Source organism: Cupriavidus sp. CuC1, assembly GCF_044627735.1.
GTDB lineage: Bacteria > Pseudomonadota > Gammaproteobacteria > Burkholderiales > Burkholderiaceae > Cupriavidus > Cupriavidus ulmosensis.
Map to the genome: position 1 here is coordinate 95,237 of NZ_JBIUHC010000011.1, position 24,092 is coordinate 119,328.

Consider the following 24,092-nt stretch of genomic DNA (forward strand, 5'->3'; position numbering starts at 1 on the left):
TGGTCGCGTGCGGCGGCGCGCGCGTGGCCCGGCGCTCCTTGGCGCCTTGCTCCCTTATGTTTGTGGTCCCGGGCAGCGGCCGTAGGTATCGTCGACGCGCACGATGTCGTCCTCGCCCAGGTAGCCGCCGGACTGGATCTCGATGATTTCCAGCGGGAGCTTTCCCGGGTTTTCCAGGCGATGCAGCACGCCGAGCGGAATGAAGGTGGACTGGTTCTCGCTGAGCAGGAACTGCTCCTCGCCGCGCGTGACCATCGCCGTGCCGCTGACCACCACCCAGTGCTCGGCGCGGTGGTGGTGCAGCTGCAGCGACAGGCGCGCGCCCGGCTGGACCACGATGCGCTTGACCTGGAAGCGATCGCCATGCTCGATGGAGTCATAGAAGCCCCAGGGCCTGCGCACCTTGCGGTGCGCGTCGGCCTCCGGCGCGTGCAGGATCTTCATGCGCGCGACCACATCCTTGACGTCCTGCACGTGCGAGCGATCCACCACCAGCACCGCGTCGGCGGTCTCCACCACCACGATGTTGCTGGTCCCGACGCACGCCACCAGGCGCCCGTCGGAATGGACATAGCTGGAATGCGCGCCTTCGAACACCACGCGGCCGCGCCCGGCGTTGCCTTCGGCGTCCTTGTCCATGGCATCCCACACGGCGTCCCACGAGCCCAGGTCCGACCAGCCCGCCTCCAGCGGCACCACCACGCCCCGGCACGGTGAGGCCGGGTGGTCCAGGCGCTCCATCACGGCGTAGTCGATCGAGTCCGACGGGCTCAGGAAGAACTGCCTCGACGCGGGCCGGAAGAACTGCCCCTCTTGCTTGCCCTCGGCCATGGACGCAACGCACATCTCGTGGATGACCGGATGCAATGCCTCGATCGCCTTCATCCAGACCGTGGCGCGCACCACGAAGATGCCGCTGTTCCACCAGTAGTTGCCACTGGCCACGTACTGCGCGGCAAGCTCGATCGCCGGCTTCTCGACGAAGCGCTCCATATGGCGCACGCCGTCGGGCAGCAGCTCGCCAAGCTTGATGTAGCCATAGCCCGTGTCAGGCCGGGTGGGCGGCACGCCAAGGGTGACGATGGCCCCCTCGTCGGCATGCGCGGCCGCGATCGACAGCGCCCGGTGAAAGGCGCCGGTATCGGCAATCGCGTGGTCGGCCGGCATGACCACCAGGATTGCGTCCTGGCCGCCGGCCAGCGCCAGCGATGCGGCCAGCGTGAGCGCGGGCGCCGTATTGCGCCGGGCCGGTTCCACCACCAGCCGGCCTTGCATGCCGCTGGCCTGCAATTGTTCGCTGGTGATGAAGCGATGCTCGTCGCCGCAGACGATGATGGCGTTGGGCTCGATCTCGTGACCGGCGGAGAAGCCCTGCATGCGCAGCAGCGTGGACTGCAACAGCGAGTCCTTGCCGACCAGGTCGATCAGTTGCTTGGGGAAATGTTCTCGCGACAGCGGCCACAGCCGCGTGCCGGCGCCGCCGGCCAGCACCACGGGCGCAATGCGCAAGCGCGCGGGCGTGTCCGGCGCCACCGCAACGGCGTCCCCGGTTTGCACGGCAACAGGCTTCAGCATCTTCTTCGACATGATCCAGCCCTCCCTGGTCGGGCGCCGCGCTCTCGCTCTTGCAAGCGGCCCGTGGCGCCAATCGTCTACGCGGGGCAATGCGCGGACCTGCGGACCCGCTGCCGGTCCCGCATGCCCTTCATGCCCCGCATGTCTGTTACCCCACCGCGCTGACCTTGCTGCGCTGACGGTATTCCGTGGGGGAAATCGACATGCGCTTGCGGAAGATCTTGGCCAGCCTGTCGCCATTGCCCATGCCGCAGCGCCGTGCCACCTTGTCGACAGGCAGCTCCGTCTCGGCCAGGAAACTGCAAGCGGTATCCAGGCGGGCGTGCAGCAGGTAGTCGGACGGCGTCACGCCCATTTCCAGCTTGAAGCGGCGCAGGAAGTTGCGCTCGCTCATGGCCGCCACCTGCGCCGCATCGGACACCGAGATGGATTGCTCGCAGTGCTCATGCAGCCAGCGCGCGGCCGCCCGGATCTTGTCACCCGCGCTGGTCGCACCGGTATCGGCGAGCCGAGGCATCAGGCGGGCGGTCCAGGCGGGCATCACGCGGGTACCGACCGCGCGTGCCACGTCCAGGCCGAGATCGCGCTTGATCAGCGTCAGCGCACCCCTGACGAGTTCGTACTGCTCGCCGGACTCATCCGAGGCATGCAGCCCGAACACGGGATTGCGATGCTCGTCCTCCTGCGGCTTGAGGACCCCGGCTGCCGCCAGCACGGCCCGGCCTTCGGCGATGGGCCGCACCGTGGGAGTGCGGGGGGAGACGACGCGCAGCCAGCGCAGCAGCCGCTCGTCTGCCGCGGCGGTATGGGCGCCCGCGCCACCGGCGATGAAGAGCACATCGAAGCCGATGAACTGGCGCGGATCGAGGCCATCCGTCCAGACCCGTACGGACGCGGAGCAGGCAACGCTGCCCCCGTCGACCGAGAGAAGGCGGACGTCATAAGCGGATTCTTTAGCCGGATCGGACGCGGAACATTCATTAGCGGTCTGGAATAGCTCAGCCACCAAACCCGCGCCCAATAATGAAAAACCATCGAACAACAAAATGCCGACGCGCCGAGCGGCGCACTTTGAACGGTTAGTTGAGGCATGAAGCCAACTAACCGTTGTGGGTTCGAGTTGGGCGTACGGCATGATTTTCCCCAAAAAAATTGTTGATCCGTTCTTGCGCGAATTTATTGGTGTTGCAATGCATCCTAGCGATCCCAGATCCAGACGAATACGTCCGTGTCGGAAAGTAGCGAGATGTTGGCGGAAGGCATCCGCCGCTCCAAAATTCCATGCAAGCCGTTGTAAATACAGCCTTTTTTGGTAGCGACCTCACCTAAAATCGCCTGTCCCAGTGTGCTGTTCTGCAACCATGTCCTACTCTACGAGGAATGATGCGTTGCACCAAACGATGCACCAATTGGTGCGTTACCTACCGAACATAAGTGTCGGAATAGGTGCACGAAAGCGGGAATCCGACATTAATTCCACTATTTGGGGTGGAGCTTCGGCCACACTGAAACATAGATAAAATCATTACCAACATTGAAATTTATTACAAATTAATTAATGCCCTGGACCAGCCATTCGGATATATCGCCCGATGGCCATCGCCGATCTTTTTTGTTGTTCCGGGGATGAATGAAAGATTTATGTCTCGCCGAGACGCAGGAGGGCTTTGCCGTCACAGGACGGACGGCTTGCTTGACCAGGGGGACTGAAAGCGTGGCGCGCGAGCGCTGGCGGCCGGTCGCTGAACCCGGCGCAACCCGGTGACGGGTGCAGTCGGCGCGAGCGCGCAGGACTAGTACCCTTGCGCAGCGTGCCGCGACACGGCCCGAGATGCCCGGGCCTGTGCATACGCAAATTTGGGGCAGCAGGCCAGCCTCATCCCGGCCAGCGCGCGCGCATGATGTGCAGCACTTCCGCCAGCGCGAAGCCGGCTTCCGCGCCTCGCCACTGCGCCAGCGCCGTGACGCCTTCGATGCTGACCAGGTGCCCCGCTCCCTCATGCATTTGCGACCGGTGCCTGCGCAACGCTTCCACCTTGCGCGGCCAGGTGGCGCTCACATCGATATAGAGCGAGCCTCCCAGGGGATTGACGATGCCGCCGCCGCCCCAGCACGTGGCCGGATACTCATAGGCCGCTACCAGGCGGGGGGCATGCTTGGCGGGGTTCAGGCGCGTGGCGGCAACGCCGGTCTCCCAGCAATAGCGATGGTCCTGGTGCGAAGACGACAGCGGGATCAGCACCTCGTCCGGCTCGAAGCGGTTCTGCAGCGCGTCCAGCATGCCGACCATCTGCGCGCGCGGAAAGCTGTCCAGCACCCCATCGAGCCCCCGTGTCAGGACCTCGGTCGTCTGCACGCCAAGCACGCTCATCGATTCGGAGAACTCGTCGAGCCGTTCTTGCTCGGTCACCTCCCGGCCCAGGCATAGCGACCGGCTCTTCCCTACCGTTGCCAAGGCCACCATCACTTCGCCGCCGGCATCGATGACCCGGGCCAGGTATGCGCCCACGCCCAGCTCCGCATCGTCCGCGTGCGGGCTCAAGACGAGTACACGCTTGGGTTCCATATCTCCTCCGGTTCTTATCCCGTGACGCCAGGCGCCCCAGGGCACCCGTCACGCCGTGCTGATCAGCCTGCGCGCCAGCGCGCGGTATTGGTCGGCCGTGTCCTTGAGCGTCAGGCCATCAAGCGAGCGCGCGACCCGCGGCTGCGCCAGCGCCCTTGTCAGCGCCGCGCCATAGGCGGCGGCATCGCCGGTGTCCAGCAGTTGCACGCCCGCGAAGTCGCGGGCGAAAGCAAAGGCGGGAATGCCGCTCGCCACGACCGGCATGCCTGTCGCCAACGCTTCTAGAAAGGCAATGCTGTGCGCCTCCGATGCCGACGGCATGGCAAACACGGATGCGCCCGCCAGCAGGTCCGGGATGTTGGTCTGCGGCCCGTTGACCCGCACCTTGTCGGCCAGGCCCAGCTCTTCCACCAGGGCGCAGACCTTGACGTAGTAATCGGGATCCTCGATCACGCCATACATCTCCAGCCGCGCGTTCGGCACGCTCTTGAGCGCCTCGCGGAACGCCAGCACGGTATGCAGCTGGTTCTTGATCGCCGCATAGCGGCCCACCTGGATGACGAGCCGCGACGCCGCCTCGCGCTGGCCCGCGGGCCGCACAAAGAAGCGGCGGGTGTCCACGCCGTTGGGGATCACCGCCATCAGCGGGTGCGTGCCCACCGAGTTGATATAGTCGCGGATATTCCCCTGCGACACCCCGATCACCGCGCGGGCGCGCGTGGACAGCATCCGCTCGACGTAGCGGAACACGGTGCTCTCGAAATCGTTGGCGGCGGAGTGCATCACGTAGACCACCGGCACCCGCGACGGCAGGGCCCGCGCATAGAAGGCCGGGATGGTGGCGTGGGCGAAGATGATGTCCGGCTGGTAGTCGCGCAGCACGCCGCGCAGGTGCCAGAGCCGCCCGGCCAAGCGCCGGGGCTGGTCCGGAAACAGGCACAGCACGCCAGCCGCATCGAGCTGCGTGCGCAGCGCCGCGAAGTCCTCCTGCTGTGGCATCAGGGCCGACACGCAGACCGTGTCGCCGTGGGCCTGCTGGTAGATGGCCAGGTCTTTCGCCAGCATCTCCGCGCCTGACAGGCGCGGCGCCAGCACAAGATGGAGAATCCGCATCACACCCTCCTCATTTTCAGGATCTGGTAGAGCATCCATGCCGCCGCGACCGCCAGGCCCGCCGTCATCGACCAGGCAATGCCTTGCGCGCCCCAGTAGCGGGTGGCGGGCGGCACGGTGGCCAGCAACACGCAGACCTGCAGCACCGAGGCATGCGTGGCGGCCTTGGGGATGCCCACGGCGCGCAGGTAGGCGACCAGCACGGCAATCAGCCCGCCAATCGCCATATTGATGGTGAAGATGCGGAACAACGGCACCGCGCCGAGCCAGGCCGGCCCCAGCACCAGCAGGAACAGTGGCTCGGCCACCAGCCGCAGCAGCACCACCACGATCGCCAGCCCCAGGCCGCCGATCAGCACGAAGCGGCGCAGCAGCACCGCGTCGGAGCCATCCTGCTTGCGGAAACGGGCGGCAAAGGTGGGAAACAGGTATTGCGAGATCGCGATGCCGGCATCGGCGAGCAGCATCTGCGCGAACTTGGACGACATCTGGTAGGCGCCCAGCTGGGCCGGGCCGAGCAGCTTGCCAACGATGACCTTGTCGAACTGGTTCAGCAGCAGGTTGACCACGCTGCCCGCCCAGATCCAGCGGCTGAAGCCGACGTAGTGGCCGATGCCGGCCCACTGGAGGCGCAGCGGCAGCCGGGGGCTCATGCTCAGCCAGGTGAGCGCGGTCTTGACGGATTCGCCGGCCAGCAGCCCGATCAGGATCGACATGGCGCCCGCGCCCGCGAAAGCGCACGCCAGGCTGACGGCGCAGTCGGTGCCGGCGGCCGCCACCTCGATCCCGGCAATATGCTGGAAGCCCCGGTCGCGGGTCACCACAAAATAGGCCGGCGAGGCCAGGCCGCGAATCAGCGGCAGGGCGGCAGCCAGCTGCAGCAACAGCAAGGAGCCCGCGAGGTGGAACTGCGCCTCCAGCAGCGGCGCCAGCGCGACCAGCAGCAATGCCACCCCCGCGCCACGGCACGTCAGCGCGGTCCAGAGCGCACTGAGCTGGTCGGGGGTGGGCGTTTGCTTGTCCTGCACCACTGCCTGGGGCAAGCCGGTATCGCTGAGCGCCTCGGCAATCGCCACGGCCAGCAGCGCCACGGCGGCGATCCCGACCGCCGACGGGCCCAGGATGCGCCCGACCATCAGGAACTTGACGGCAACCAGCCCCCGCACCAGCACCTGCTGCCCCAGCACCCACGCGGCCGAACTAGCATGCAGGCCGGTCAGCGGCAGGAAAAAGGCATTCCTCAGGGATCTGGCCATATTGCCCCAACATTGGTTGAGCACCGATGCCAGGCACCGGTGCAGCCAGCACGGGCATCCGTGCCGGCCCGGCCGGCGCCGTGCGCCAGCCATGAAGCACAACTTACCGTAGGCGCGGCAACAGGAATCGCCATCGCCTAGCGTTAATCCGTCACATGCGTGCGGCGCCGGGGCGGGCTTGCGCAATCGGCTCTCGCTGGCCCTTGCCCGCCTCCGCCCGCCTTTATCCGCCAAGCCGGCCCGCAAATTGGCGTCCGGCGCAAAGACGGCGGTGTTAGTGTGGCAACATCCGCAACCCGCCGCACACCGGGCTCGCCCCACCGTGCATGAAAAACGCGATGTCCGAGCCAACCGCACTGATCATCGAGCACGATTTCACCGGCCACCGCTGGCGCTACGTCGAATGGGCGGTACAGGCCTACACGGAGGCCGGCTACCACTGCATGGTGGTGACCGACCCCGGCAACCAGGCGCATCCGCTCGCCCAGCGCATGCTGGCCGGGCAGAATCCCGCCGCCAGCATCGTCTTTACGCAGCCACCGCCCGCGGTGGGCAGCGGCCTGGGCAAGATCAGCTATGTCCGCTTCTGGCGCACTTTCCGCCATGCCTTCCAGGTCGCGGCCGGCCTGCGCGACATCTCGCTGGTGGTGGTGCCCTATGCCGACTACTTCCTCTATGTGCTCCCGTTGCTTGGCTCGCCGTTTGCCAAGGTGCCATGGGTCGGCATTACGATGCGCGCAAACTTCCATCACAGCAAGGTGGGCGTGAAGTCCCCGCACCAGCCGCTGGTGAACGCGGTCAAGACGTGGCTGTTCCGGCGCGCCGTGGAGTCCGGCGGCATGAAGACCCTGCTGTCGATCGACCCGACCCTTGCGCAGTGGTATCCGCGCGGCAACGGCCGCACCGCCCTCGCCTACCTGGCCGATCCCTGTCCCGACGCGCTCCCGGCCGATCCCGCGGCCGCCAGGCAGCGGCTGGGGCTGGGCCAAGGCCCGGGACGCAGCGCCGGCACCTGCCTGCTGGTGTACGGCGCAGTCACGGAACGCAAGGGCATTTGCGAACTGGTCGCCGCGCTGGCCGGCCACCCGCGCGCGCCCATGCTAGTGATTGCCGGCCAGCAGGACCCACAGACGCGCGCGTTCCTGCAGGCGGCCGCGTCCACGCTGTCACCGCCGCCCGTGATCTTTGACCGCTTCATCACCGACGAGGAGGAGGCGGACCTGTTCTCCGCCTGCGACGCCGTCTGGCTCGGCTACAAGGGCCATTACGGCATGAGCGGCGTACTGGTGCAGGCCTACCGCTTTGGCAAGCCCGTGATCGCCACCACCGACGGCCTGATCGGCTGGTTCTGCCAGGGGCAGGAGCTCGGGCCGGTGCTGGAGGACCTGTCCGGCCCCGCCATCCAGCGCGCACTGGACCAGCTGTCCTGGCCCGTGGCGGCCACGGCGCCGTCGGCCGAATCCGCCAGGGCCCACCTGCTGGCCCGGCATACCTTGAACGAATTCAAACAGACGCTGCGCCGCGCGGCTGCCTGACGCTCGCTTGCGTGACAAGACACAAGCAGTACCCGTTCGGGGGTGCCGCTGCCCGCGCAGCCATGGCAACGCCATGGCCACGAACCTACATCGCCCAGGGTCACAGCATGCCGTGCGGATCGCACCGGCAGGAGGCCTTTTGCATGCATCGCACAGTAGACGCGTACGCGCGTTGCCACAGCCGCTTCGTCGAACTGGATTTCGTCAGGGGCCTGGCCATCATCGCCGTCATGGGCATTCACTTCCACACCGTCGACACCGGCAGCCGCCTGATCTGGCTGCTTGAATATCCGCTAAAGAACTTTGGGCGGGAAGGCGTCACGCTGTTCTTCACGCTCAGCGGATTCCTGGTGGGCGGGTTGCTGCTGCGGCAGTACGCGCAGACCGGCACCGTGGACGCGCGGCGCTTTTTCATTCGCCGGATCTTCAAGATCTGGCCGGCTTACTACCTGCTGATCCTGGTCCACGCGTTGTCTGGCCATCATGCACGCAACACCTTCTTGCTGCAGAACGCGACGCATCTGCAGAACTATCTCGGCAGCTCCATCGCGCAGACCTGGAGCCTGGCGGTGGAAGAACACTTCTACCTGCTGCTGCCCATTGCGCTGCTGCTGTGCGCGCGATTGCGCCTGACACCGGAACGGTTGCTATGGCTGCTCGCGGCGGCCTGCATGCTGGTCTTGCTGGCCCGCAGCGCGGCCGTCGCCGGCGGCGACATCCGGGGCGCCTACGTGTACACGCAGTATCGCGTCGACAGCATGCTGTTTGGCGTGATGCTGGCGGTCCTGTACTGGATGAAGCCCGGCATCTACCGCAAGCTGGCGGCACGGCGCGGCTGGCTGGCTGCCGCGGTGGCGGGGCTGCTGGCATGGCTGCTGTTCTGCCAGGCCGATATCGTCGTCGAGGAGAGCATCGGCTTCACCATCCAGTCCATCGGCTTCATTGCCCTGATCGTGCTGGTGCTGGAGCATTCCGGCCGCCTGCGCGACAGTGTCGCGTACCGGGCCGTCGCCTGGATCGGCGTGTATTCCTATGGCATCTACCTGTGGCACACGGTGGCGCGCACGCCCGGCGCCCTGATGATTCATGCGGCCTTGGCACATGGGCTGCCGCCGGCGCTGGTCTGGGTGCTGGCGCTCGTCATGCAGTTCACCATTGCCATTGCGGTGGGCTACCTGACCACCCGTGCCGTTGAATTGCCCTTCCTGCGGCTGCGCGACGCGCTCTTTCCGGCCGGCCCGCGCGGCGGCGCCGACGTGCTTGGCAAGGACAAGATCGGCGCTTGACGTCGCGGCCATGCCGCACCACGCCCCCGGCGTAGTGCGGAGCCGCCAAAACGCCCCTTGCGAAAGGCCAATCGCGCCAAATTGCGGGCCAGCCACGTTTTCACGTTCGATAATTTTCTCGACAGGAACGTAATGAATGAATTCGCGTTCCTGCGAATGCAAGATGCAGGATGCAGCGCGCAATACGATGGATTCTTCCGCGCGGCGATGCCCAGCATTGCCGAGAGCGCCGCGGGGCCACCCAGTGAGAGGCGGAACATGGATACCGAAGCATTTGCCGATTGTCTCGATGTCGTCGGCGATCCACGCGGGGCTGGCCGTGACACCAGTCGCGAAGCCAGTCGCGAAAGCTACCGCGATGCAAGCCGGGACAGCCTGGCCAGCCCGCCGGGACACCGCGTCATCGACCTCACCCGCGCCGGAAAGGGCAACTACGTGCGCCGCCGCAGCCGGCTGGTCGAGGCGGCCTGGTTCCTGGTCGAAGCCGGCATCATCAACAATAAACTGAATCCGTTCTCCGGGCTGCGTGTCGCCCTGCTGCGCCTGTTCGGTGCACGCATCGGCCAGCACTGCCGGCTGGTCCACCCGCTGCGCGTCAAGTCACCCTGGAACCTGGAAGTGGGCGATGGCTGCTGGTTCGGCGTGGATGTGTGGATCTACAACCAGGCCAGCATCCGCATCGGCTCCAACGTCTGCATCTCGCAAGGCAGCTTCCTGACGGCAGGCTCGCACGACGTGGACAGCAACATGGACTTGCAGGTCGCGCCGATCGTGATCGAGGACGGTGTGTGGATCACGTCCAAGTGCGTCATCCAGAAGGGCATCACCATCGGCCGCTCGGCGGTGGTCACGCCACTCTCGGTGGTGCATCACTCGCTGGAGGCCGAGGGTATCTACGGCGGCAATCCGTGCCGGTTCATCCGCAAGCGATTCGACCCGCCCGGGCACGCTGGCGTCACGACCCCGTCCGGCACCCTATAAGGAGAACAGCATGGATTACCAGGCAAGCCGCGACGTCAACCCTGCCAGCCGGTCCATCGAACTCGATTTTGTTCGCGGGCTGGCCATCATTGCCGTGATGGGAATGCACTTCCACACGGTCAGCACCGGCAGCCAGTGGGTCGCCCTGATCGAGTATCCGCTCAAGAACTTCGGGCGCGAAGGGGTCAACCTGTTCTTCACGCTGAGCGGCTTCCTGGTCGGGGGGTTGTTGCTGCGCCAGTACGCGCAGAGCGGCAGCGTGGATGCGCGGCGCTTTATCGTCCGCCGCATCTTCAAGATCTGGCCAGCCTACTACGCTCTGATCCTGTTCCATGTGCTGGCCGGCCGCCACCCGACCAGCACCTTCCTGTACCAGAATCTCACGCACATGCAGAACTACCTCGGCTCCTCCATTGCGCAGACCTGGAGCCTTGCCGTGGAAGAACACTTCTACCTGTTCCTGCCGGCGCTGGTGCTGCTGTTCGCGCGCTTGCGCGTGCGCGCCAACACCATCCTCTGGACGCTGGGCACCTTGTGCGTGGTGGTGCTGGTCGCGCGCTGCGCCGCGGTGGCCAGCGGCGAGCTGGAAGCGGCCTCCGCCTACACGCAATATCGCATCGACAGCCTGCTCGTCGGCGTCATGCTGGCCACGGTCTACTGGATGAAGCCGGAACTGTACCGCCGCATCGCCGGGCAAAGGCTGTTGCTGCTGGCCGTGGTGGCGGGCACGATTGTCTGGCTGGTATTCCTGCAGCGCAACCTCGTGCTGGAAGAGAGCATCGGCTACACCATCCAGGCCATCGGCTTTGCCGCGCTGATCGTGCTGGTGCTCGAATACTCCGGTGCGATACGCGGCGCCAAGCTGTACCGGGCGGTGGCGTGGATCGGCGTGTATTCCTACGGCATCTATTTGTGGCACTCCGTGGCGCTGGCCCCCGGCGATGTGTTTATTCGCAAGGCAAGCACGTTTGGCATCCCCGTCATGGTGGCGTGGGGGCTCGCCCTTGCGTTGCAGTTTGCGATTGCGATCGTCGTCGGCTACGCTGCCACGCGCGCGATCGAGTTCCCCTTCCTGCGCATCCGCGACGCGCTGTTCCCGGCCCGCCGCCGCAGTACGCCTGCCGCACAGCCGGCCGAGCAGCACGCCGCGTGAGCTGACCCGACGCCGTCCCCGCGGGCGTAAGCCACGTGCCGCGCGGGACTCGAGTTACCGACTGCCAACAGCCTGGGGCCATAGCCTTTCCCCTGGGGAGGAAGGCAGCAACCGAGCGGCAATTGAGGAATCAAGGTGAATCACAGTGGCTAGATATACACAGTCCTTCAAGGAACGCGCCGTCGCGCGGATGCTGCCTCCCGAGAACGCCAGTGTTGCGCAAGTGTCCGCCGAGACGGGGATATCGCCGGCAGCGCTGGAGCGCTGGCGCGCGGTAGCCCTCGCCCCACCACCGACCGACCCGCCCGGCGCCGGCGAAGCGCGCCTGGACGCCGTGCTTGCCACTGGTACCATGGGCGAGCTGCAGAAGACCGCCTGGTGCCGTGAGAATGCGGTCGACCCGACCGAGCTGGAATGCTGGCGGCAGAGCGCCGCGGCTGCGCTGGCGGACAACCGCGGGATTGGCGCAGTGCGCAGGCGGCATGAGCAGGATCAGAAGCGGATTCGGGAGTTGGAGAGGGAGTTGAGGAGGAAGGAGCAGGCGCTTGCCGAGACGGCGACGTTGTTGGTGTTGACTAAGAATGTGAGTTCGTTGTTTGCTGCGCCTGAGGATAAGTGATTGTGGTTTTGGTGAGTGTGATGGAGGTTGTTTCGGCGTTTTCCCGCTATCGAGATTTAATCGCTTCTAGTCCCGCTGACGCGGGAGTGTCTCTTGTGGGCGGGGTTTTGATGCTTCTAGCTGCTGTCGCGGCTGTACGGTGTTGGCCGTTTTAGAACGTGTGAGATGTCACTTTTCTTTACTCGTAAAGAAAAGTAACCAAAAGAAAGCGATCCTTGCAGGAGGCTGGCGTGTCGGGGTTGCGTAGCCCGGTGGTTTCGTCGTCAGGCCCCGGGTTTTAATGGACTCGTGCCGTTACCGGTTTGAATGGCCACGATTCTGTGAATGGCACTGGTTTCGTGGTGAGGCTACTCGGTAGCGGAGTCCTTGCCTATTCACACATCTGCCGGTACCGGCGCAAAGCGCCACGATATATCACGCCGTGATGGTTTCGTGGTGGGGTGGGCGCGGTGGAAATTCTTCGACCCATCAATCCGGTGCCACCGCGCCCACGACGAAAACGGGACGCTTGCAACTTCGTGGCCGCCCGCGCCGCGAGCGACAGACGGCTTGAAATTCGTGGTGGTGGCTACCGGTGGGGGCCACCACGAATCCCTGGGCATTGGCAGCGTCGTGATGATCTAAACTGGTAACGGCACGAGGTCATTAGCACCCGGGGCCGTACGACGAAATCATTGGGGTCCCCAATGACGCCACGCCAGCCTCCTGCAAGGATCGCTTTCTTTTGGTTACTTTTCTTTACGAGTAAAGAAAAGTGACATCTCACACGTTCTAAAACGGCCAACACCGTACAGCCGCGACAGCAGCTAGAAGCATCAAAACCCCGCCCACAAGAGACACTCCCGCGTCAGCGGGACTAGAAGCGATTAAATCTCGATAGCGGGAAAACAGCCAATCCTGTACAGAACCGCGACAGCAGCTAAAAGCATAAAAACCCCGCCCACAAAAGACCCCCCCGCGTCAGCGGGGCTAGAAGCCTAGAAACGCCTCCATGCGCATAAACGACCAACTACGCAAAGCCCTGGCAAAAGCTCAACGCTAATCAATATAACCCCTTACCTCCCCACATACCCCTCAGGCAAAGTCACATTCCCCTGCACCACAGCAGCATTAGCAGAAACCACATAGACCGGCGTCTCCGTCAAAGCCAGTGCAACCTGCCCATTCGAATAAGCCACGGAAGCCGCATTCCCCATCATATCCAGCACCGTCACCTGCCCGCTGGACCCAGGCGCATCCACCTGCAAGCTATAAGCAACGCTATACGTCACGCTAAACCCCGTATTTGCACTCCAGTTGGCATTGTCATGCGCCCACAATGCCGTCACCACGTTGCCATTGTTGAGCCGCTGGAATGCATACCCATAAACCCCGAACGGCAGCCCCTTGAGCGGCCCCAGCGTATTGGTGCCGTCGATCAGCCGGGTCATCGCCGCTACTGCCATCGCCGCGGGCTTTGGGCTGATCTTGGCGGGGCCGTAGGTGCCTTGCGGGTTGACCAGGTCGAAGAACAAGCCGTAGCCGGCAGGGTCGGTGGGGATGTCGGTGGCGTAGAACATATAGGTCACGTCCGCGCCCTCTCCCAGCAGTATCAGGTGCGTGCGGGCAATCACCGCGCCGTGCGCGTACAAGACGTTCTGCGTCGGGTAGTTGGCGCCATAAGCGGAGCCGAGGTCGTAGCTGATCCCGGTCTCGGTGACGAACAGCCGCGCGCCGCGCTTGAGCTGGGTGGCAACAGCATGGCGCAGCTCGCGCATGGCGGCCGGCAGGGCGTTGGCGGCGTTGGAGGGATCGCTGTTGCCGACCAGGCGCTCTGGCGGATGCGATGGCGAAGTGCCTACGTCGTAGTAGCCGTGCGCCGTCACGCCGTCGAGATACTGGGCAAAGCCCAGCGGCGCCAGCCGGTTCAGCCAGACGGTGTTCTCGCGCACCATGGCGTTGGTGGTGCCCATGATCACCGCGCTCGGGTCGGTGCTGTGGATGCCCTGGAAGGTGGCCTTGTACATCGCGGTGAAGTTGGCATCGGTATCCAGCCACGGCAGGCCGCCGTTATAGTCGGGTTCCCAGGTCACCTGGTAGTAGTTGGCCGACTGCGCGGGGAAATACCGGGTCCGCACCGTGTTCGACTCCTGCCCCACCCGGCTCATGTAGTCCTGGTAGGCCGGCAAGGATTTCGGCGCGTAGCTGTGGGTAGCCACGCCGGTGGGGCTCGCCCAGGCGGGGATGCCGTCGAGCTGGATCAGCCGCATCAGGTCGCCGGGCTTGAAGTACGAGGCGAGGTGGTCCACCGCGGGGTTGAAGGTGTTGGGACCGTTGGGCTCTTCTACGTACCAGTTGCGGTTGTCGTTGACCCACGACAAGCCGAGCGCGGGATAGAGCGGACGATAGCCGTCGCCATCGCAGCAGCCTTGCCCGGGCAGCAGGTAGGCCGCGCCTTGCCCGCCGAAGCGATGCAGGTCCTGGTTGGCGTAGCTGACCGCCGGCAGCACGGAAGAGACGTTGGGCAGCACGCCGAACGTCGCAATGCCGCTGGGCCGCGTGCCGCGCGCGAGCAGCGAGCCTGCGCCGGAGGCCAGGCTGGCCGATCCGGCAAAGTAGCCTGACACCGTGGACGTGCAGTTCAGCGTCGACACGATCGCGCCTGCGGCGACCGGGAACTGGCCGCTGGCACGGACCTTGTTCCAGGCGTCGGAGATCTGCCAGTTCACCGTGTCCGCGCTGCCGGCGCGGGTGGTCACGCTCAGCGGGAAGGTACTGCCCGAGGCGAACATCCGCGTGCCGTCGCCCCCCGGGGTATCCATCTCGATTGCGTCGCCGCCGCCCGCCGCCGCTACGCTGCCGGCAGGCGCGGTGCAACTTAGCGTGCCGCTGCCCGTGGGCGTCACAGGCGTGGTCGGGGTAGTGGGTGTCGTGGGCGTTGTGGTGCCGGTGTCCTCATATGAACACGTCTTGCCGAAACCGGGCGCGGGGTCTCCGAACACGCCGTTGTTGCAGGCCACGCCATTGGTGAAGGTCAGGGTGACGTACTGCGTAGCGGTCCCGTAGCGGACCTGGCGCGTGCCGGTAAAGCTGCAGAAGCCGTTCTCCGAGCTGCAGGCAACCCAGGTGCTGGTGCCGGGGGGCGTCGTCGGACTACTCGTGCCGGAGTCGTACCAGCAACTCTTGGCAAACCCGGACGCGGGGTCTCCGAACACGCCGTTGTCGCAACTGGTGCCGCCGGTGAAGGTCTTGATGACGTACTGCGTGTCGGTGCCGTACTTGACCTGGTGGGTGCCGGTGAAGGCGCAGGTCTGGTATTCCGAGGCGCACAGCGTCCAGGTGACGGCCGCTGGCTGCAGGGTTGCGGGGCTTGCGCTGGTCGCGCCGCCCCCGCTTTCGCCGCCACAGCCCGCGATGGCAAGCAACAGCAGCAACAAGATGCCGGCGCGCTGCAAGGCAACACGTATCCAAGGGCTCCCCGCAGCCGGGGCTGGGTTCGGGCTGGTAAGCGTCGACATGGCTTCCCCATCGTTTGGCCTGCGTCTGGTCAACGCGGGCGCAACAGTAACGCATGGACCCCGTAGGTCCCCGAATGAATGGAAAACTGGCGGGCGCTGTCCGCCGTTGCCGGCGAAGCGCCGGGCGGCGTCGGACGCGCCCTTCTTGTGCAGCCCCTGGCCGAGGCGTTTCATCGGTGATGCTCCTGGCGCGGCCAGCCAAAGGATGACGGCAACGCAAGGCATGTGGGACGCGCGGCCTGCAAAACTTGCCGCGGCGGGGTTGAGTGAGCCCTCCGGCATAGCTGGCAGGGTCCGGGCCGAACGAAGCCTGGCGCACCATTGTGGTGAGCGCGCCGGATACAAGTTTACCCGCACGCCCCTGGCTATGGCCGCCAAGATTTAGTGTTTATCGGACGAAGGCGGGGCCGCAGGCAAGGCCAGTTCGCGGCGCGTGGACGGCGCTCTCGCACCAGGCGGCGCGCCGGCGGCACCAGTGCCACTAGTGCACTAGCGGCAAATCACCGGGGCGTAATACGGCGAGTAGTGCCAGATGATCTGCTGGAATGGAGCATGGCGTCCGTAGGCCACCGTGCACAGCCCGAGCAGGGCAACGCCGGCGATCAGGCATTTGCCCAGCCGCTTCGGCGCGCCGTGGCAGGCGCGCAGCACCCAGAAGGCAACGGCGCCGCCCAGAAGCCACCCGGCAATGACCTCGGCCGGGGTATGCGCGCCCAGGCGCACGCGGCTAAAGCAGATCAAGGCCGCTAGCATCAAGCCGAGCACGAAGCCTGCCCGGCGCCATGACGCCCGGAAGCTGCGCAACAGCAACCCGAGGAACACGGACCACACCGCCGACGAGAGCATCGCGTGGCCGCTGATCACGCGCATGTCGAAACTCTCCAGCACCGTGCCGCAGCCGGTGTGCAGCAGCTTGCTGGCCAGCACCAGCGCCGCGGCCGCCGCCAGGCACAGGGCCCAGCGCAGCGCCACCCGCCACCCGGTGCTTTGCAGCAGCCACAGGCCGGTGGTGAGCGCCAGCGGTAGCGTCACGGCGGCATCGCCGAGGTCTGTGATCCGGTACCAGTTCATCATGTCTTTCGTCAGCTTGCATAAGTGTGCAGGCGAGCTCAAAGCGGATCTCGCCATCGATGATGCTTCCGACTTCCCATTGAATCCTGTTGGCCACAATGTATGCCCCTCGCGCGAGGCCAAGGCGGCGGGATGCATGCGCTGTCGGAATACAGCGAACTGTTGGCAGATGGCGCTCGCTGCGCAGCGATACGCTGGCTTCGCCAAGGCTGGCTCCGGGACCATGCCGTGCGGCAGGAGCTGCGCGCGCCAAGGCAACCGACCGGCAGGACTCCAAGCCTTTCAAACCAGACGACGGGGGTAGTTTCATGCTCAAGATCAGGAAAGCCGTATTCCCGGTGGCCGGCCTCGGCACGCGATTTCTGCCGGCGACCAAGGCCAGCCCGAAAGAGATGTTGCCGGTAGTTGACAAGCCGCTGATCCAGTACGCCGTGGAAGAAGCGATGGCCGCGGGAATTACCGAGCTGATCTTCGTGACGGGGCGCAGCAAGCGTGCCATCGAGGATCACTTCGACAAGTCCTATGAGGTCGAGGCCGAACTGATGGCGCGCGGCAAGCAGCAATTGCTGGACCTGGTGCGCAGCATCAAGCCCGCCCACGTGGATTGCTTCTATGTGCGGCAGGCAGAGCCCCTGGGACTTGGCCACGCGGTGCGCTGCGCCAGCAAGCTGATCGGGGACGAGCCCTTCGCCGTGATCCTCGCCGACGATCTGCTGGACGCGCGCACGCCCGTGCTCAAGCAGATGATCGAGGTGTTCGACCACTATCACAGCTCCGTCATCGGCGTGGAGGAGATCGAGCCGCAGGATTCACGCTCCTATGGCGTGATCGACGGCAAGCCTTGGGACGACCGCATCTTCAAGATGTCCGGCATCGTGGAGAAGCCCGCGCCGCAAGCCGCACCGTCCAACCTTGGCGTGGTGGGGCGCTACGTGCTGATGCCCAGCATCTTTGAGTTCCTGAACACGCTCAAGCCGGGCGCCGGCGGCGAGCTGCAGCTCACGGACGCGATCCAGGCGCTGCTGGCCCGCGAGCAGGCGCTGGCCTACCGCTATGAGGGACGCCGCTTCGATTGCGGCAGCAAGCTGGGCTACCTGAAGGCTACCGTGGAGTTCGCGCTACGCCACGCTGAAGTCGGCGCGCCGTTCGCGGCGTACCTGCGCACCGAATGCGCCATCGTCGCGCAAGCCCTGGCGCACGGCAACGACCAGCTGGCGGAGGCGGTGATCGTAACGCCCGAAGCGCAGACCGATGTGCAAGCCGACGTGCAAGCCGACGTGCAGGCCGAAGCGCAAACCGAGCGCGATGCGCGCTTGATTCCGCTGGCCGCCTGACCCACCCCGGCGCGCAGCACCGGGGCCGTCGCCAAGCCGGCCCCGGTCAGCGGAAATATGCCCTTGTGTTCTCGTGCACCTCGCCATGCGCCAGCAGCTCGGCCGGTGTCATCCAGCAGTACTCGCTGTGCTGGTCAGGTTGCCCGAGCGGCGCGCCGCCGGGCATGGTCCACGCATAGGCGAGCACCACGTAGTGCGTGGAGATGCCCGGCTCTGCGGCGAAGTTGTCCGGATAGTGATGTTCGAACACGCCGCGCGGCACGGCATCGCCACGCTCGACCCCGGTGAGGCCGAGCTCATCCGCCACGATGCGCCGGAACGCGGCATCCAGGCCCTCGTCCTTGTGGATACGCCCGCCTGGCACGAACCATGACCCTTTCGCCGGCCGGTTACGGCGCCGGCCAAGCAACACCCGGCCTTGCACATCGGTGACGAGCAGGTCGATCGAGACCAGGGGGGTGTTAGCAACCACAGAGAGGAAATCCAATCTGGCAAGCATTGCGCGCGACTCCAAAATCGAAAGACTACCATCTGCTTGAACCTGCTTGAACCTGCTTGAATCTGCTTCGATCCGCGTCATCCCGTGGCAAGCGTGCTGCCCAAAAAAGAATAGCGCCGGCATGCATGTCGCGCGGAATCCGGGAACATGTCGTTCCGCCCGGGGGCTGGACCGAAACCCGTCGACACGACCCTGCCGGCGCAGAAAGACGCCTCGCCCACCGGGGGATAGGCGAGGCGCAAAGCACGGGCAAGTGGGTCAGACCTGTCCGCGACGTATGGAGCCTACCCGTGGCCGCGTGATTCGAAAGTGGGCTAGCGCACCAGGCGTTGCGCCCGGCGAACTAATGGCGGATGGCGACTGCCTGGCGCACCGGACGTCGGCAATGCCTTAAAAATCTGCCGCCGCTGCCGTTATTTCACTTGCGGCCAGCAATCACTGGCCACGCGCCAGACTGCGCCACCGCGCAACGATGCCCAGGAATTCCTATGCAATACGACCCGATACAGCTTGCCCAGCTCGGCTGCATCCTTATGGTAGTGCTGTGCACGGCACTTGCAATCCGGCACACCCGAAAGCAGACCCGCGTCGACCATCACATCTCCGAACTGGAGCGCCAGCTCCGCGAACGCGCGCCAAAGCGCCACGACACGACGGGTGAAGCGCACATCTTCGGGTAACGCCATGGGTTGGGCGCACCGCCCGGCGGCATGCGCCCCCACGATGCACACCGCGCCGGAAATTGACGCGAGAACAGCGGGGGAAAATAGGGGCTTTTCCCCATACGATGTCTTATCGAGAATACGTATGATCCGTCGCGTGACAAGTCGCAGCGCATAAGTTCTTAAATCCGACAGCTGGACCACGAGCGGCTTTGCCGCCTGGTACGACTTGATTGCCGGTCTTCGCAGCGTGACTCCGGTTTGCCCACAATGGCCATAGAGCCAACGGGGCAGGAGCAACGTGGTGTGGATGTCGCGGGGTGTAAAAAGCCATTCTTCGGAATGGCTTTTTTTATGGGACTGCCGCATTGGCTTTGCACGGGCGTGATTGGCCTGCCACCCGGTGCCGTCCATTGTGCACATCGGCAGGCGTCCTTATATACTCCGCCAGATCATCAAGCGCCCGCACGGGCCGGGAGAGCTGGCGTGGATCGACTGCAGGCCATGAAGACCTTCGTCACCGTGGTGGAGACCGGCGGCTTCACCGCCGCCGCGCGCAAGCTGGACATCTCGCTATCGGTGGTCAGCCGCATCGTCAACGAGCTGGAAACGCACTTGGGCGTGCGCCTGCTGACCCGTACCACGCGGCTGGTCCGCATGACCGACACCGGCGCGGCCTACTTCGAGAACTGCCGCCGCCTGCTGGGCGAGATCGATGAAGCCGAGCTGGCAGCCTCTGGCGCGCATGCGGCGCCGCGCGGCCAGCTTGCCATCACGGCTTCCGTGCTGTTCGGCGCCGCCTACGTGATGCCGATCGTCACCGAATACCTGAACCGCTACCCGGAGGTCGACGCGACCTGCCTGTTCCTGGACCGGATCGTGAACCTGGTCGACGAAGGCATCGACGTAGGCATCCGCATCGGGCAGCTGCCGGATTCGTCGCTGCAAGCCGTGCGCGTGGGCCAGGTGCGGCGCGTGGTGTGCGCGGCGCCGTCTTACCTGGCCAGGCACGGCGTGCCGCAAACCCCGGACGACCTCGCCAGCCATGCCACCATCCTGCCCAATGGCGCAAACAATGCGGCAGAGTGGCGCTTCAACCGCGACGGCACTCCCGTCGTCACCCGGCTGCAACCGCGCCTGACAACCACCACCAATGACTCCGCGATTGCTGCCGCCGTGTCCGGCTTTGGCGTCGTGCGGCTGCTGTCGTACCAGGTGGCCAGGCAGCTGCGCGACGACTCGCTGCGCATCGTGCTGGCGGACGTGGAACCGCCGCCCCTGCCCATCAACGTGATCCACCGGGAGGGCCGCCATGCCACGCGCAAGGTCCGCGCTTTCCTGGACCTTGCCATCGAAACGCTGCGCGCGGACAGTACGCTGAACTGACCGGCCCGCTGACGGGGGCGCCAAGCGCCCCGATTCTTCTCGCAACGAGAATAGTCCCTTCTCGCCGGGGCCGTTTTTCGTGCCTCGGGACGCACCTATGATCCATCCAGGCACACGGACCGGACACGGCGCAGGCAGGCCTTCTCCCGAGAACCCTTCGGACAGTGTGCTAGCCGCCACCGGGCGGCGTCATTTCCCAAACACGCCGAGGATCACCGCCATGCAAGTCTATTTCCACCCCCTCTCCGGACACGCGCACCGCGTCCGCCTGTTCCTGTCGCTGATCGGCGCCAATGCCGAAGCGATCGAGGTCGATCTGGCCAAAGGCGCGCACAAGGCACCTGAATTCCTCAAGCTCAACCCGTTCGGCCAGGTGCCCGTGCTGGTGGACAACGACACCGTGATCACCGACTCCAACGCCATCCTGGTGTACCTGGCCAAGACGTTCGGCAAGACGGACTGGCTGCCCGAATCGCCCGCTGGTGCCGCCGCGGTACAGAAATGGCTGTCGGTCGCCGCCGGCGAGATCGCCTACGGCCCGGCAGCCGCGCGCCTCATCACCGTGTTTGGCGCCCCCTACAACGCCAAGGAAGTGATTGCCCGCGCGCACGTCATCCTCAAGCGCGTTGACGACGTGCTTGCCAAGGGCAAGTGGCTGGCCGCCGCCCACCCCACGCTGGCCGACGTGGCGCTGTACAGCTACATCGCCCGAGCGCCCGAAGGTTTTGTCGACCTGTCGGACTACGCCAACGTCAAGGCCTGGCTGCAGCGCATCGAAGCCCTGCCGGGCTTTGTGGAGTTCAAGACGACGCCGGCCGGCCTCGCCGCCTGATCAGGACTCTGGCCTGGACCTGCCTAGGCCGGCCACCGAACGTCGTACAGGAAGGAGCACCCACCATGTCCGCCCAAGCCCGTCCATCCACGCAAGCCACCCATGCCCCCGCGCAGCCCTGGCACGCCGGCGAGCGTAGCCTCCAGGCACGCGCAGGCGTTGCCGGGCGCATGGAGGATGTCGGCCAGCGCGTGGTGCGCGACTACATGCCCGACCAGCACCGCGAGTTCTTCGCGCAACTGCCGATGGTGGTGCTGGGCGCGGTCGCGCCGGATGGCCGGGTGTGGGCGACGCTGCGCGCCGGGCAGCCGGGCTTCCTGCACTCGCCGGATGCCACCACGCTGAACATCGCCACGGCCCGCGACCCCGCCGACCCGGCGGATGCCGGCATGGAAGACGGCAGCGCCATTGGCCTGCTGGGCATCGACCTGCTGACACGCCGGCGCAACCGCATGAACGGTACAGCGCGGCGAGGCAGCGACGGCGTGCTGCGGATCGACGTGGGGCAGAGCTTCGGCAACTGCCCGCAGTACATCCAGAAGCGCGTGTTCGAATTCACGCGCACGCCCGGCACGTCCGGCATGCGCGCCCCGGCGGCGCCGCACCACTTCACCGCGCTGGATGCGCGTGCGCGCGCGCTCATCGGTTCGGCGGATACGTTCTTCGTCGCGTCCTACGTGGACCTTGAAGATGGGGAGCGCCAGGTGGATGTGTCGCATCGCGGCGGCAAGCCCGGCTTTGTCCGGATCGATGCGGACGGCGGTCTGACCATTCCTGACTTTGCCGGCAACCTGTTCTTCAACACGCTCGGCAACTTCGTGGTCAACCCGATCGCCGGCCTCGTCTTTACAGACTTCAACACCGGCGAGCTGCTCCAGCTCTGCGGCAAGGCCGAGGTCATCCTGGACTCGCCAGAGATCGCCGCCTTCCAGGGCGCGGAACGCCTGTGGCGCTTCATGCCCGAGCAGATCGTGCGCCGCGACGAGGCCCTGCCGCTGCGCTGGCTGCCACAAGCGCACGGCGCATCGCCGAACTCGCTGATGACCGGCAGCTGGGAACAAGCCGCCGACCGCCAGCGCGCCGCGGCGCTGGCCAACGCATGGCGGCCATTGCGCGTCGCGCGCATCGTCGATGAAAGCAGCGTGGTCCGGTCCTTCCACCTGGAACCCACTGACGGCGCCGGCCGCGTGGCGCACCTGGCCGGCCAGTTCCTGCCGATTCGGGTCACGCTGGCGGGCCATGCGCAGCCGGTGATGCGCACCTACACGCTGTCGGTGTCGCCGGCCGACGATGTGTACCGCATCAGCGTGAAGCGCGAAGGCACGGTGTCACGCCACCTGCACGACAATCTCAAGGTAGGCGACCTGATCGAAGCCCGCGCGCCGGCCGGCGCCTTCACCATCGACGCCGCCGAGCGCAGGCCGGCCGTGCTGCTGGCCGCAGGCATCGGTGTCACGCCGATGCTCGCCATGCTCCGCCAGATCGTCTATGAAGGCCTGCGCAAGCGCCGGGTCCGCCCGACGTGGTTCTTCCACTCGGCGCGCACCTTGGCCGAGCGCGCCTTCAGCAAGGAGCTCGCCACGCTCACTGAGAGCGCCGGCGGCGCGGTGGAACTGGTGCGCCTGCTGAGCGACCCGAAGGACGCCACCCGGGTCAAGGACTATGACGTGTCCGGGCGCATCGACATCGACACGCTGCGCAGCCGCCTGCCCCTCGATGACTATGACTTCTACCTGTGCGGGCCGACCGCGTTCATGCAATCGCTCTACGACGGCCTGCGCGCGCTCAACGTCGCCGATTCACGCATCCATGCGGAAGCCTTTGGCGCGTCCTCGCTGGTGCGCAAGCGCGACGCCGGCAGCACGGCCGCACCCGCCGCCAAGCCCGCGGTGCAGCCCGTGCCTGTCACCTTCGTGCAATCGGGCAAGGAAGCTCGCTGGACGCCGGGCGGCGGCTCGCTGCTGGCGCTGGCCGAGCAGCGCGGCCTGGCGCCGGCCTTCGGTTGCCGCGGCGGCAGCTGCGGCTCGTGCAGCACGCGTGTGCTGCAGGGCACGGTGGCGTACGCCGAGGCGCCGGAGTTCAGCGTGGCGCAAGGCGAGGCGCTGATCTGCTGCGCGGTCCCGGCGGCGATGGATGCCGACGGGAACAAAGCCATCGTGCCGCTGCAACTGGATCTTTGAGCGGTCAGGCCTGGGCGTCGCGCCGGGCATGCTGGAACCTTCCAGCGGCCTTTGGCATTTCAACCAAGCCTTCCGGCCACACGGTCTCGCTGGTGGAGGCCACGTCCGCCTCCGCCCCTCAACTGTGGTCCGCGATTGCCTGACTGTCGCGATCACCTTCAACTACCTGCCCTGACCGGGCCGGCACGCTCGACCGATACCTCCCGGGCATCGGTCGAGCAATTCCGCCATCTTTCGCGGGCGGCCTGGTTTGACTACGCTCCAGCCATGGATGGCCGGGGCGCTGAGAAATGCCCGGCAGCCCTTGCCAGTACTGGCAGCGGGCCATGTGCGCAACAGCAAACAAAGCGGGCCGCCTCAACCCAAACAATCTACAAAAGTTGTTTTTGTATATATTTTCGCTTAGCATGGACCAACGATCGCGCAACAGCGATTGCCAATTCCAACCCTAGGAGCTCGTCGGAGTTGAGGTGAAGCGTGATTCAAAACATCAGGTCGTGACTGGGTTCGCGGCCGGTTTGCGGGCTCATCTCAGTCGTCAAAACGC

Annotated in this window: 18 protein-coding genes; 9 read left to right on the top strand and 9 right to left on the bottom strand. The window is 65.7% G+C overall.

Annotation, left to right across the window (positions count from 1 at the left end; translation table 11 throughout):
• Nucleotides 1–54 precede the first annotated feature (54 nt).
• The 5 genes from ACGLHR_RS07280 to ACGLHR_RS07300 all read right to left on the bottom strand — a co-directional run bounded on the left by ACGLHR_RS07280 (nucleotide 55) and on the right by ACGLHR_RS07300 (nucleotide 6,510).
• Nucleotides 55–1,587, bottom strand: coding sequence for a mannose-1-phosphate guanylyltransferase/mannose-6-phosphate isomerase (locus ACGLHR_RS07280; RefSeq protein ID WP_400092937.1), 1,533 nt, complete (start codon nucleotides 1,585–1,587; stop codon nucleotides 55–57).
• Nucleotides 1,588–1,723: 136 nt separating this feature from the next.
• Nucleotides 1,724–2,710, bottom strand: a complete 987-nt coding sequence (locus tag ACGLHR_RS07285; RefSeq protein ID WP_400092968.1) for a GlxA family transcriptional regulator — start codon at nucleotides 2,708–2,710, stop codon at nucleotides 1,724–1,726.
• 741 nt (nucleotides 2,711–3,451) lie between these two features.
• The gene (locus ACGLHR_RS07290; protein WP_318234434.1) at nucleotides 3,452–4,141 is read right to left on the bottom strand and encodes a PIG-L deacetylase family protein; all 690 of its coding nucleotides are present in this window, start codon (nucleotides 4,139–4,141) and stop codon (nucleotides 3,452–3,454) included.
• Nucleotides 4,142–4,189: 48 nt separating this feature from the next.
• The gene (locus ACGLHR_RS07295; RefSeq protein WP_318234433.1) at nucleotides 4,190–5,254 is read right to left on the bottom strand and encodes a glycosyltransferase family 4 protein; all 1,065 of its coding nucleotides are present in this window, start codon (nucleotides 5,252–5,254) and stop codon (nucleotides 4,190–4,192) included.
• On the bottom strand, nucleotides 5,254–6,510 hold the full coding sequence (locus tag ACGLHR_RS07300; protein ID WP_400092939.1) for an oligosaccharide flippase family protein: 1,257 nt from the start codon (nucleotides 6,508–6,510) through the stop codon (nucleotides 5,254–5,256). Before ACGLHR_RS07300 ends, ACGLHR_RS07295 begins: the two co-directional genes overlap by 1 nt.
• A gap of 338 nt (nucleotides 6,511–6,848) precedes the next feature.
• Here ACGLHR_RS07300 and ACGLHR_RS07305 point away from each other — a divergent pair, with 338 nt between their 5' ends.
• The 5 genes from ACGLHR_RS07305 to ACGLHR_RS07325 all read left to right on the top strand — a co-directional run bounded on the left by ACGLHR_RS07305 (nucleotide 6,849) and on the right by ACGLHR_RS07325 (nucleotide 12,084).
• Entirely contained in the window at nucleotides 6,849–8,045 is a 1,197-nt protein-coding gene (locus ACGLHR_RS07305; RefSeq protein WP_400092940.1) for a glycosyltransferase, read from the top strand.
• A gap of 143 nt (nucleotides 8,046–8,188) precedes the next feature.
• Nucleotides 8,189–9,331 carry an acyltransferase family protein gene (locus ACGLHR_RS07310; protein WP_400092942.1) on the top strand — a complete coding sequence of 381 codons (1,143 nt, stop codon included), beginning with the start codon at nucleotides 8,189–8,191 and terminating at the stop codon, nucleotides 9,329–9,331.
• 258 nt (nucleotides 9,332–9,589) lie between these two features.
• The gene (locus tag ACGLHR_RS07315; RefSeq protein ID WP_400092944.1) at nucleotides 9,590–10,312 is read left to right on the top strand and encodes a DapH/DapD/GlmU-related protein; all 723 of its coding nucleotides are present in this window, start codon (nucleotides 9,590–9,592) and stop codon (nucleotides 10,310–10,312) included.
• Between the two features lie 10 nt (nucleotides 10,313–10,322).
• A complete protein-coding gene (locus ACGLHR_RS07320; RefSeq protein WP_400092946.1) occupies nucleotides 10,323–11,465 on the top strand; it encodes an acyltransferase family protein in 1,143 nt (380 codons plus the stop codon).
• 145 nt (nucleotides 11,466–11,610) lie between these two features.
• Nucleotides 11,611–12,084, top strand: coding sequence for a transposase (locus ACGLHR_RS07325; protein ID WP_400092947.1), 474 nt, complete (start codon nucleotides 11,611–11,613; stop codon nucleotides 12,082–12,084).
• 1,055 nt (nucleotides 12,085–13,139) lie between these two features.
• Here the strand turns inward: ACGLHR_RS07325 and ACGLHR_RS07330 are convergent.
• Both ACGLHR_RS07330 and ACGLHR_RS07335 read right to left on the bottom strand, forming a co-directional pair.
• Nucleotides 13,140–15,581, bottom strand: a complete 2,442-nt coding sequence (locus tag ACGLHR_RS07330) for a hypothetical protein (protein WP_400092949.1) — start codon at nucleotides 15,579–15,581, stop codon at nucleotides 13,140–13,142.
• 489 nt (nucleotides 15,582–16,070) lie between these two features.
• Nucleotides 16,071–16,655 (bottom strand): phosphatase PAP2 family protein, encoded by a 585-nt coding sequence (locus ACGLHR_RS07335; protein ID WP_400092950.1) that lies wholly within the window; start codon nucleotides 16,653–16,655, stop codon nucleotides 16,071–16,073.
• A gap of 305 nt (nucleotides 16,656–16,960) precedes the next feature.
• Between ACGLHR_RS07335 and galU the strand changes: the two genes are divergently transcribed.
• Entirely contained in the window at nucleotides 16,961–17,986 is a 1,026-nt protein-coding gene (gene galU / locus ACGLHR_RS07340; protein ID WP_400092952.1) for a UTP--glucose-1-phosphate uridylyltransferase GalU, read from the top strand.
• Between the two features lie 46 nt (nucleotides 17,987–18,032).
• Here the strand turns inward: galU and ACGLHR_RS07345 are convergent, their stop codons facing one another.
• Nucleotides 18,033–18,485: a GDP-mannose mannosyl hydrolase gene (locus tag ACGLHR_RS07345; RefSeq protein ID WP_400092954.1), complete on the bottom strand. Its 453-nt coding sequence runs from the start codon at nucleotides 18,483–18,485 to the stop codon at nucleotides 18,033–18,035.
• Nucleotides 18,486–18,898: 413 nt separating this feature from the next.
• The gene (locus ACGLHR_RS07350) at nucleotides 18,899–19,516 is read right to left on the bottom strand and encodes a hypothetical protein (RefSeq protein WP_400092955.1); all 618 of its coding nucleotides are present in this window, start codon (nucleotides 19,514–19,516) and stop codon (nucleotides 18,899–18,901) included.
• A gap of 117 nt (nucleotides 19,517–19,633) precedes the next feature.
• Between ACGLHR_RS07350 and ACGLHR_RS07355 the strand changes: the two genes are divergently transcribed.
• The 3 genes from ACGLHR_RS07355 to ACGLHR_RS07365 all read left to right on the top strand — a co-directional run bounded on the left by ACGLHR_RS07355 (nucleotide 19,634) and on the right by ACGLHR_RS07365 (nucleotide 23,545).
• Nucleotides 19,634–20,533: a LysR family transcriptional regulator gene (locus tag ACGLHR_RS07355; RefSeq protein ID WP_400092957.1), complete on the top strand. Its 900-nt coding sequence runs from the start codon at nucleotides 19,634–19,636 to the stop codon at nucleotides 20,531–20,533.
• A 220-nt stretch (nucleotides 20,534–20,753) separates the two neighbouring features.
• Nucleotides 20,754–21,365 carry a glutathione S-transferase family protein gene (locus ACGLHR_RS07360; RefSeq protein WP_400092959.1) on the top strand — a complete coding sequence of 204 codons (612 nt, stop codon included), beginning with the start codon at nucleotides 20,754–20,756 and terminating at the stop codon, nucleotides 21,363–21,365.
• A 65-nt stretch (nucleotides 21,366–21,430) separates the two neighbouring features.
• Nucleotides 21,431–23,545, top strand: a complete 2,115-nt coding sequence (locus ACGLHR_RS07365; RefSeq protein ID WP_400092960.1) for a pyridoxamine 5'-phosphate oxidase family protein — start codon at nucleotides 21,431–21,433, stop codon at nucleotides 23,543–23,545.
• Nucleotides 23,546–24,092: the final 547 nt, after the last annotated feature.

What these genes read in the sequence shown, in the direction of transcription:
- ACGLHR_RS07280 (WP_400092937.1), bottom strand. Translation starts at nt 1,587, where the DNA reads ATGTCGAAGAAGATGCTGAAGCCTGTTGCCGTGCAAACCGGGGACGCC.
- ACGLHR_RS07285 (WP_400092968.1), bottom strand. Translation starts at nt 2,710, where the DNA reads ATGCCGTACGCCCAACTCGAACCCACAACGGTTAGTTGGCTTCATGCC.
- ACGLHR_RS07290 (WP_318234434.1), bottom strand. Translation starts at nt 4,141, where the DNA reads ATGGAACCCAAGCGTGTACTCGTCTTGAGCCCGCACGCGGACGATGCG.
- ACGLHR_RS07295 (WP_318234433.1), bottom strand. Translation starts at nt 5,254, where the DNA reads ATGCGGATTCTCCATCTTGTGCTGGCGCCGCGCCTGTCAGGCGCGGAG.
- ACGLHR_RS07300 (WP_400092939.1), bottom strand. Translation starts at nt 6,510, where the DNA reads ATGGCCAGATCCCTGAGGAATGCCTTTTTCCTGCCGCTGACCGGCCTG.
- ACGLHR_RS07305 (WP_400092940.1), top strand. Translation starts at nt 6,849, where the DNA reads ATGTCCGAGCCAACCGCACTGATCATCGAGCACGATTTCACCGGCCAC.
- ACGLHR_RS07310 (WP_400092942.1), top strand. Translation starts at nt 8,189, where the DNA reads ATGCATCGCACAGTAGACGCGTACGCGCGTTGCCACAGCCGCTTCGTC.
- ACGLHR_RS07315 (WP_400092944.1), top strand. Translation starts at nt 9,590, where the DNA reads ATGGATACCGAAGCATTTGCCGATTGTCTCGATGTCGTCGGCGATCCA.
- ACGLHR_RS07320 (WP_400092946.1), top strand. Translation starts at nt 10,323, where the DNA reads ATGGATTACCAGGCAAGCCGCGACGTCAACCCTGCCAGCCGGTCCATC.
- ACGLHR_RS07330 (WP_400092949.1), bottom strand. Translation starts at nt 15,581, where the DNA reads ATGTCGACGCTTACCAGCCCGAACCCAGCCCCGGCTGCGGGGAGCCCT.
- ACGLHR_RS07335 (WP_400092950.1), bottom strand. Translation starts at nt 16,655, where the DNA reads ATGATGAACTGGTACCGGATCACAGACCTCGGCGATGCCGCCGTGACG.
- galU (WP_400092952.1), top strand. Translation starts at nt 16,961, where the DNA reads ATGCTCAAGATCAGGAAAGCCGTATTCCCGGTGGCCGGCCTCGGCACG.
- ACGLHR_RS07345 (WP_400092954.1), bottom strand. Translation starts at nt 18,485, where the DNA reads ATGCTTGCCAGATTGGATTTCCTCTCTGTGGTTGCTAACACCCCCCTG.
- ACGLHR_RS07350 (WP_400092955.1), bottom strand. Translation starts at nt 19,516, where the DNA reads ATGCGGCAGTCCCATAAAAAAAGCCATTCCGAAGAATGGCTTTTTACA.
- ACGLHR_RS07360 (WP_400092959.1), top strand. Translation starts at nt 20,754, where the DNA reads ATGCAAGTCTATTTCCACCCCCTCTCCGGACACGCGCACCGCGTCCGC.
- ACGLHR_RS07365 (WP_400092960.1), top strand. Translation starts at nt 21,431, where the DNA reads ATGTCCGCCCAAGCCCGTCCATCCACGCAAGCCACCCATGCCCCCGCG.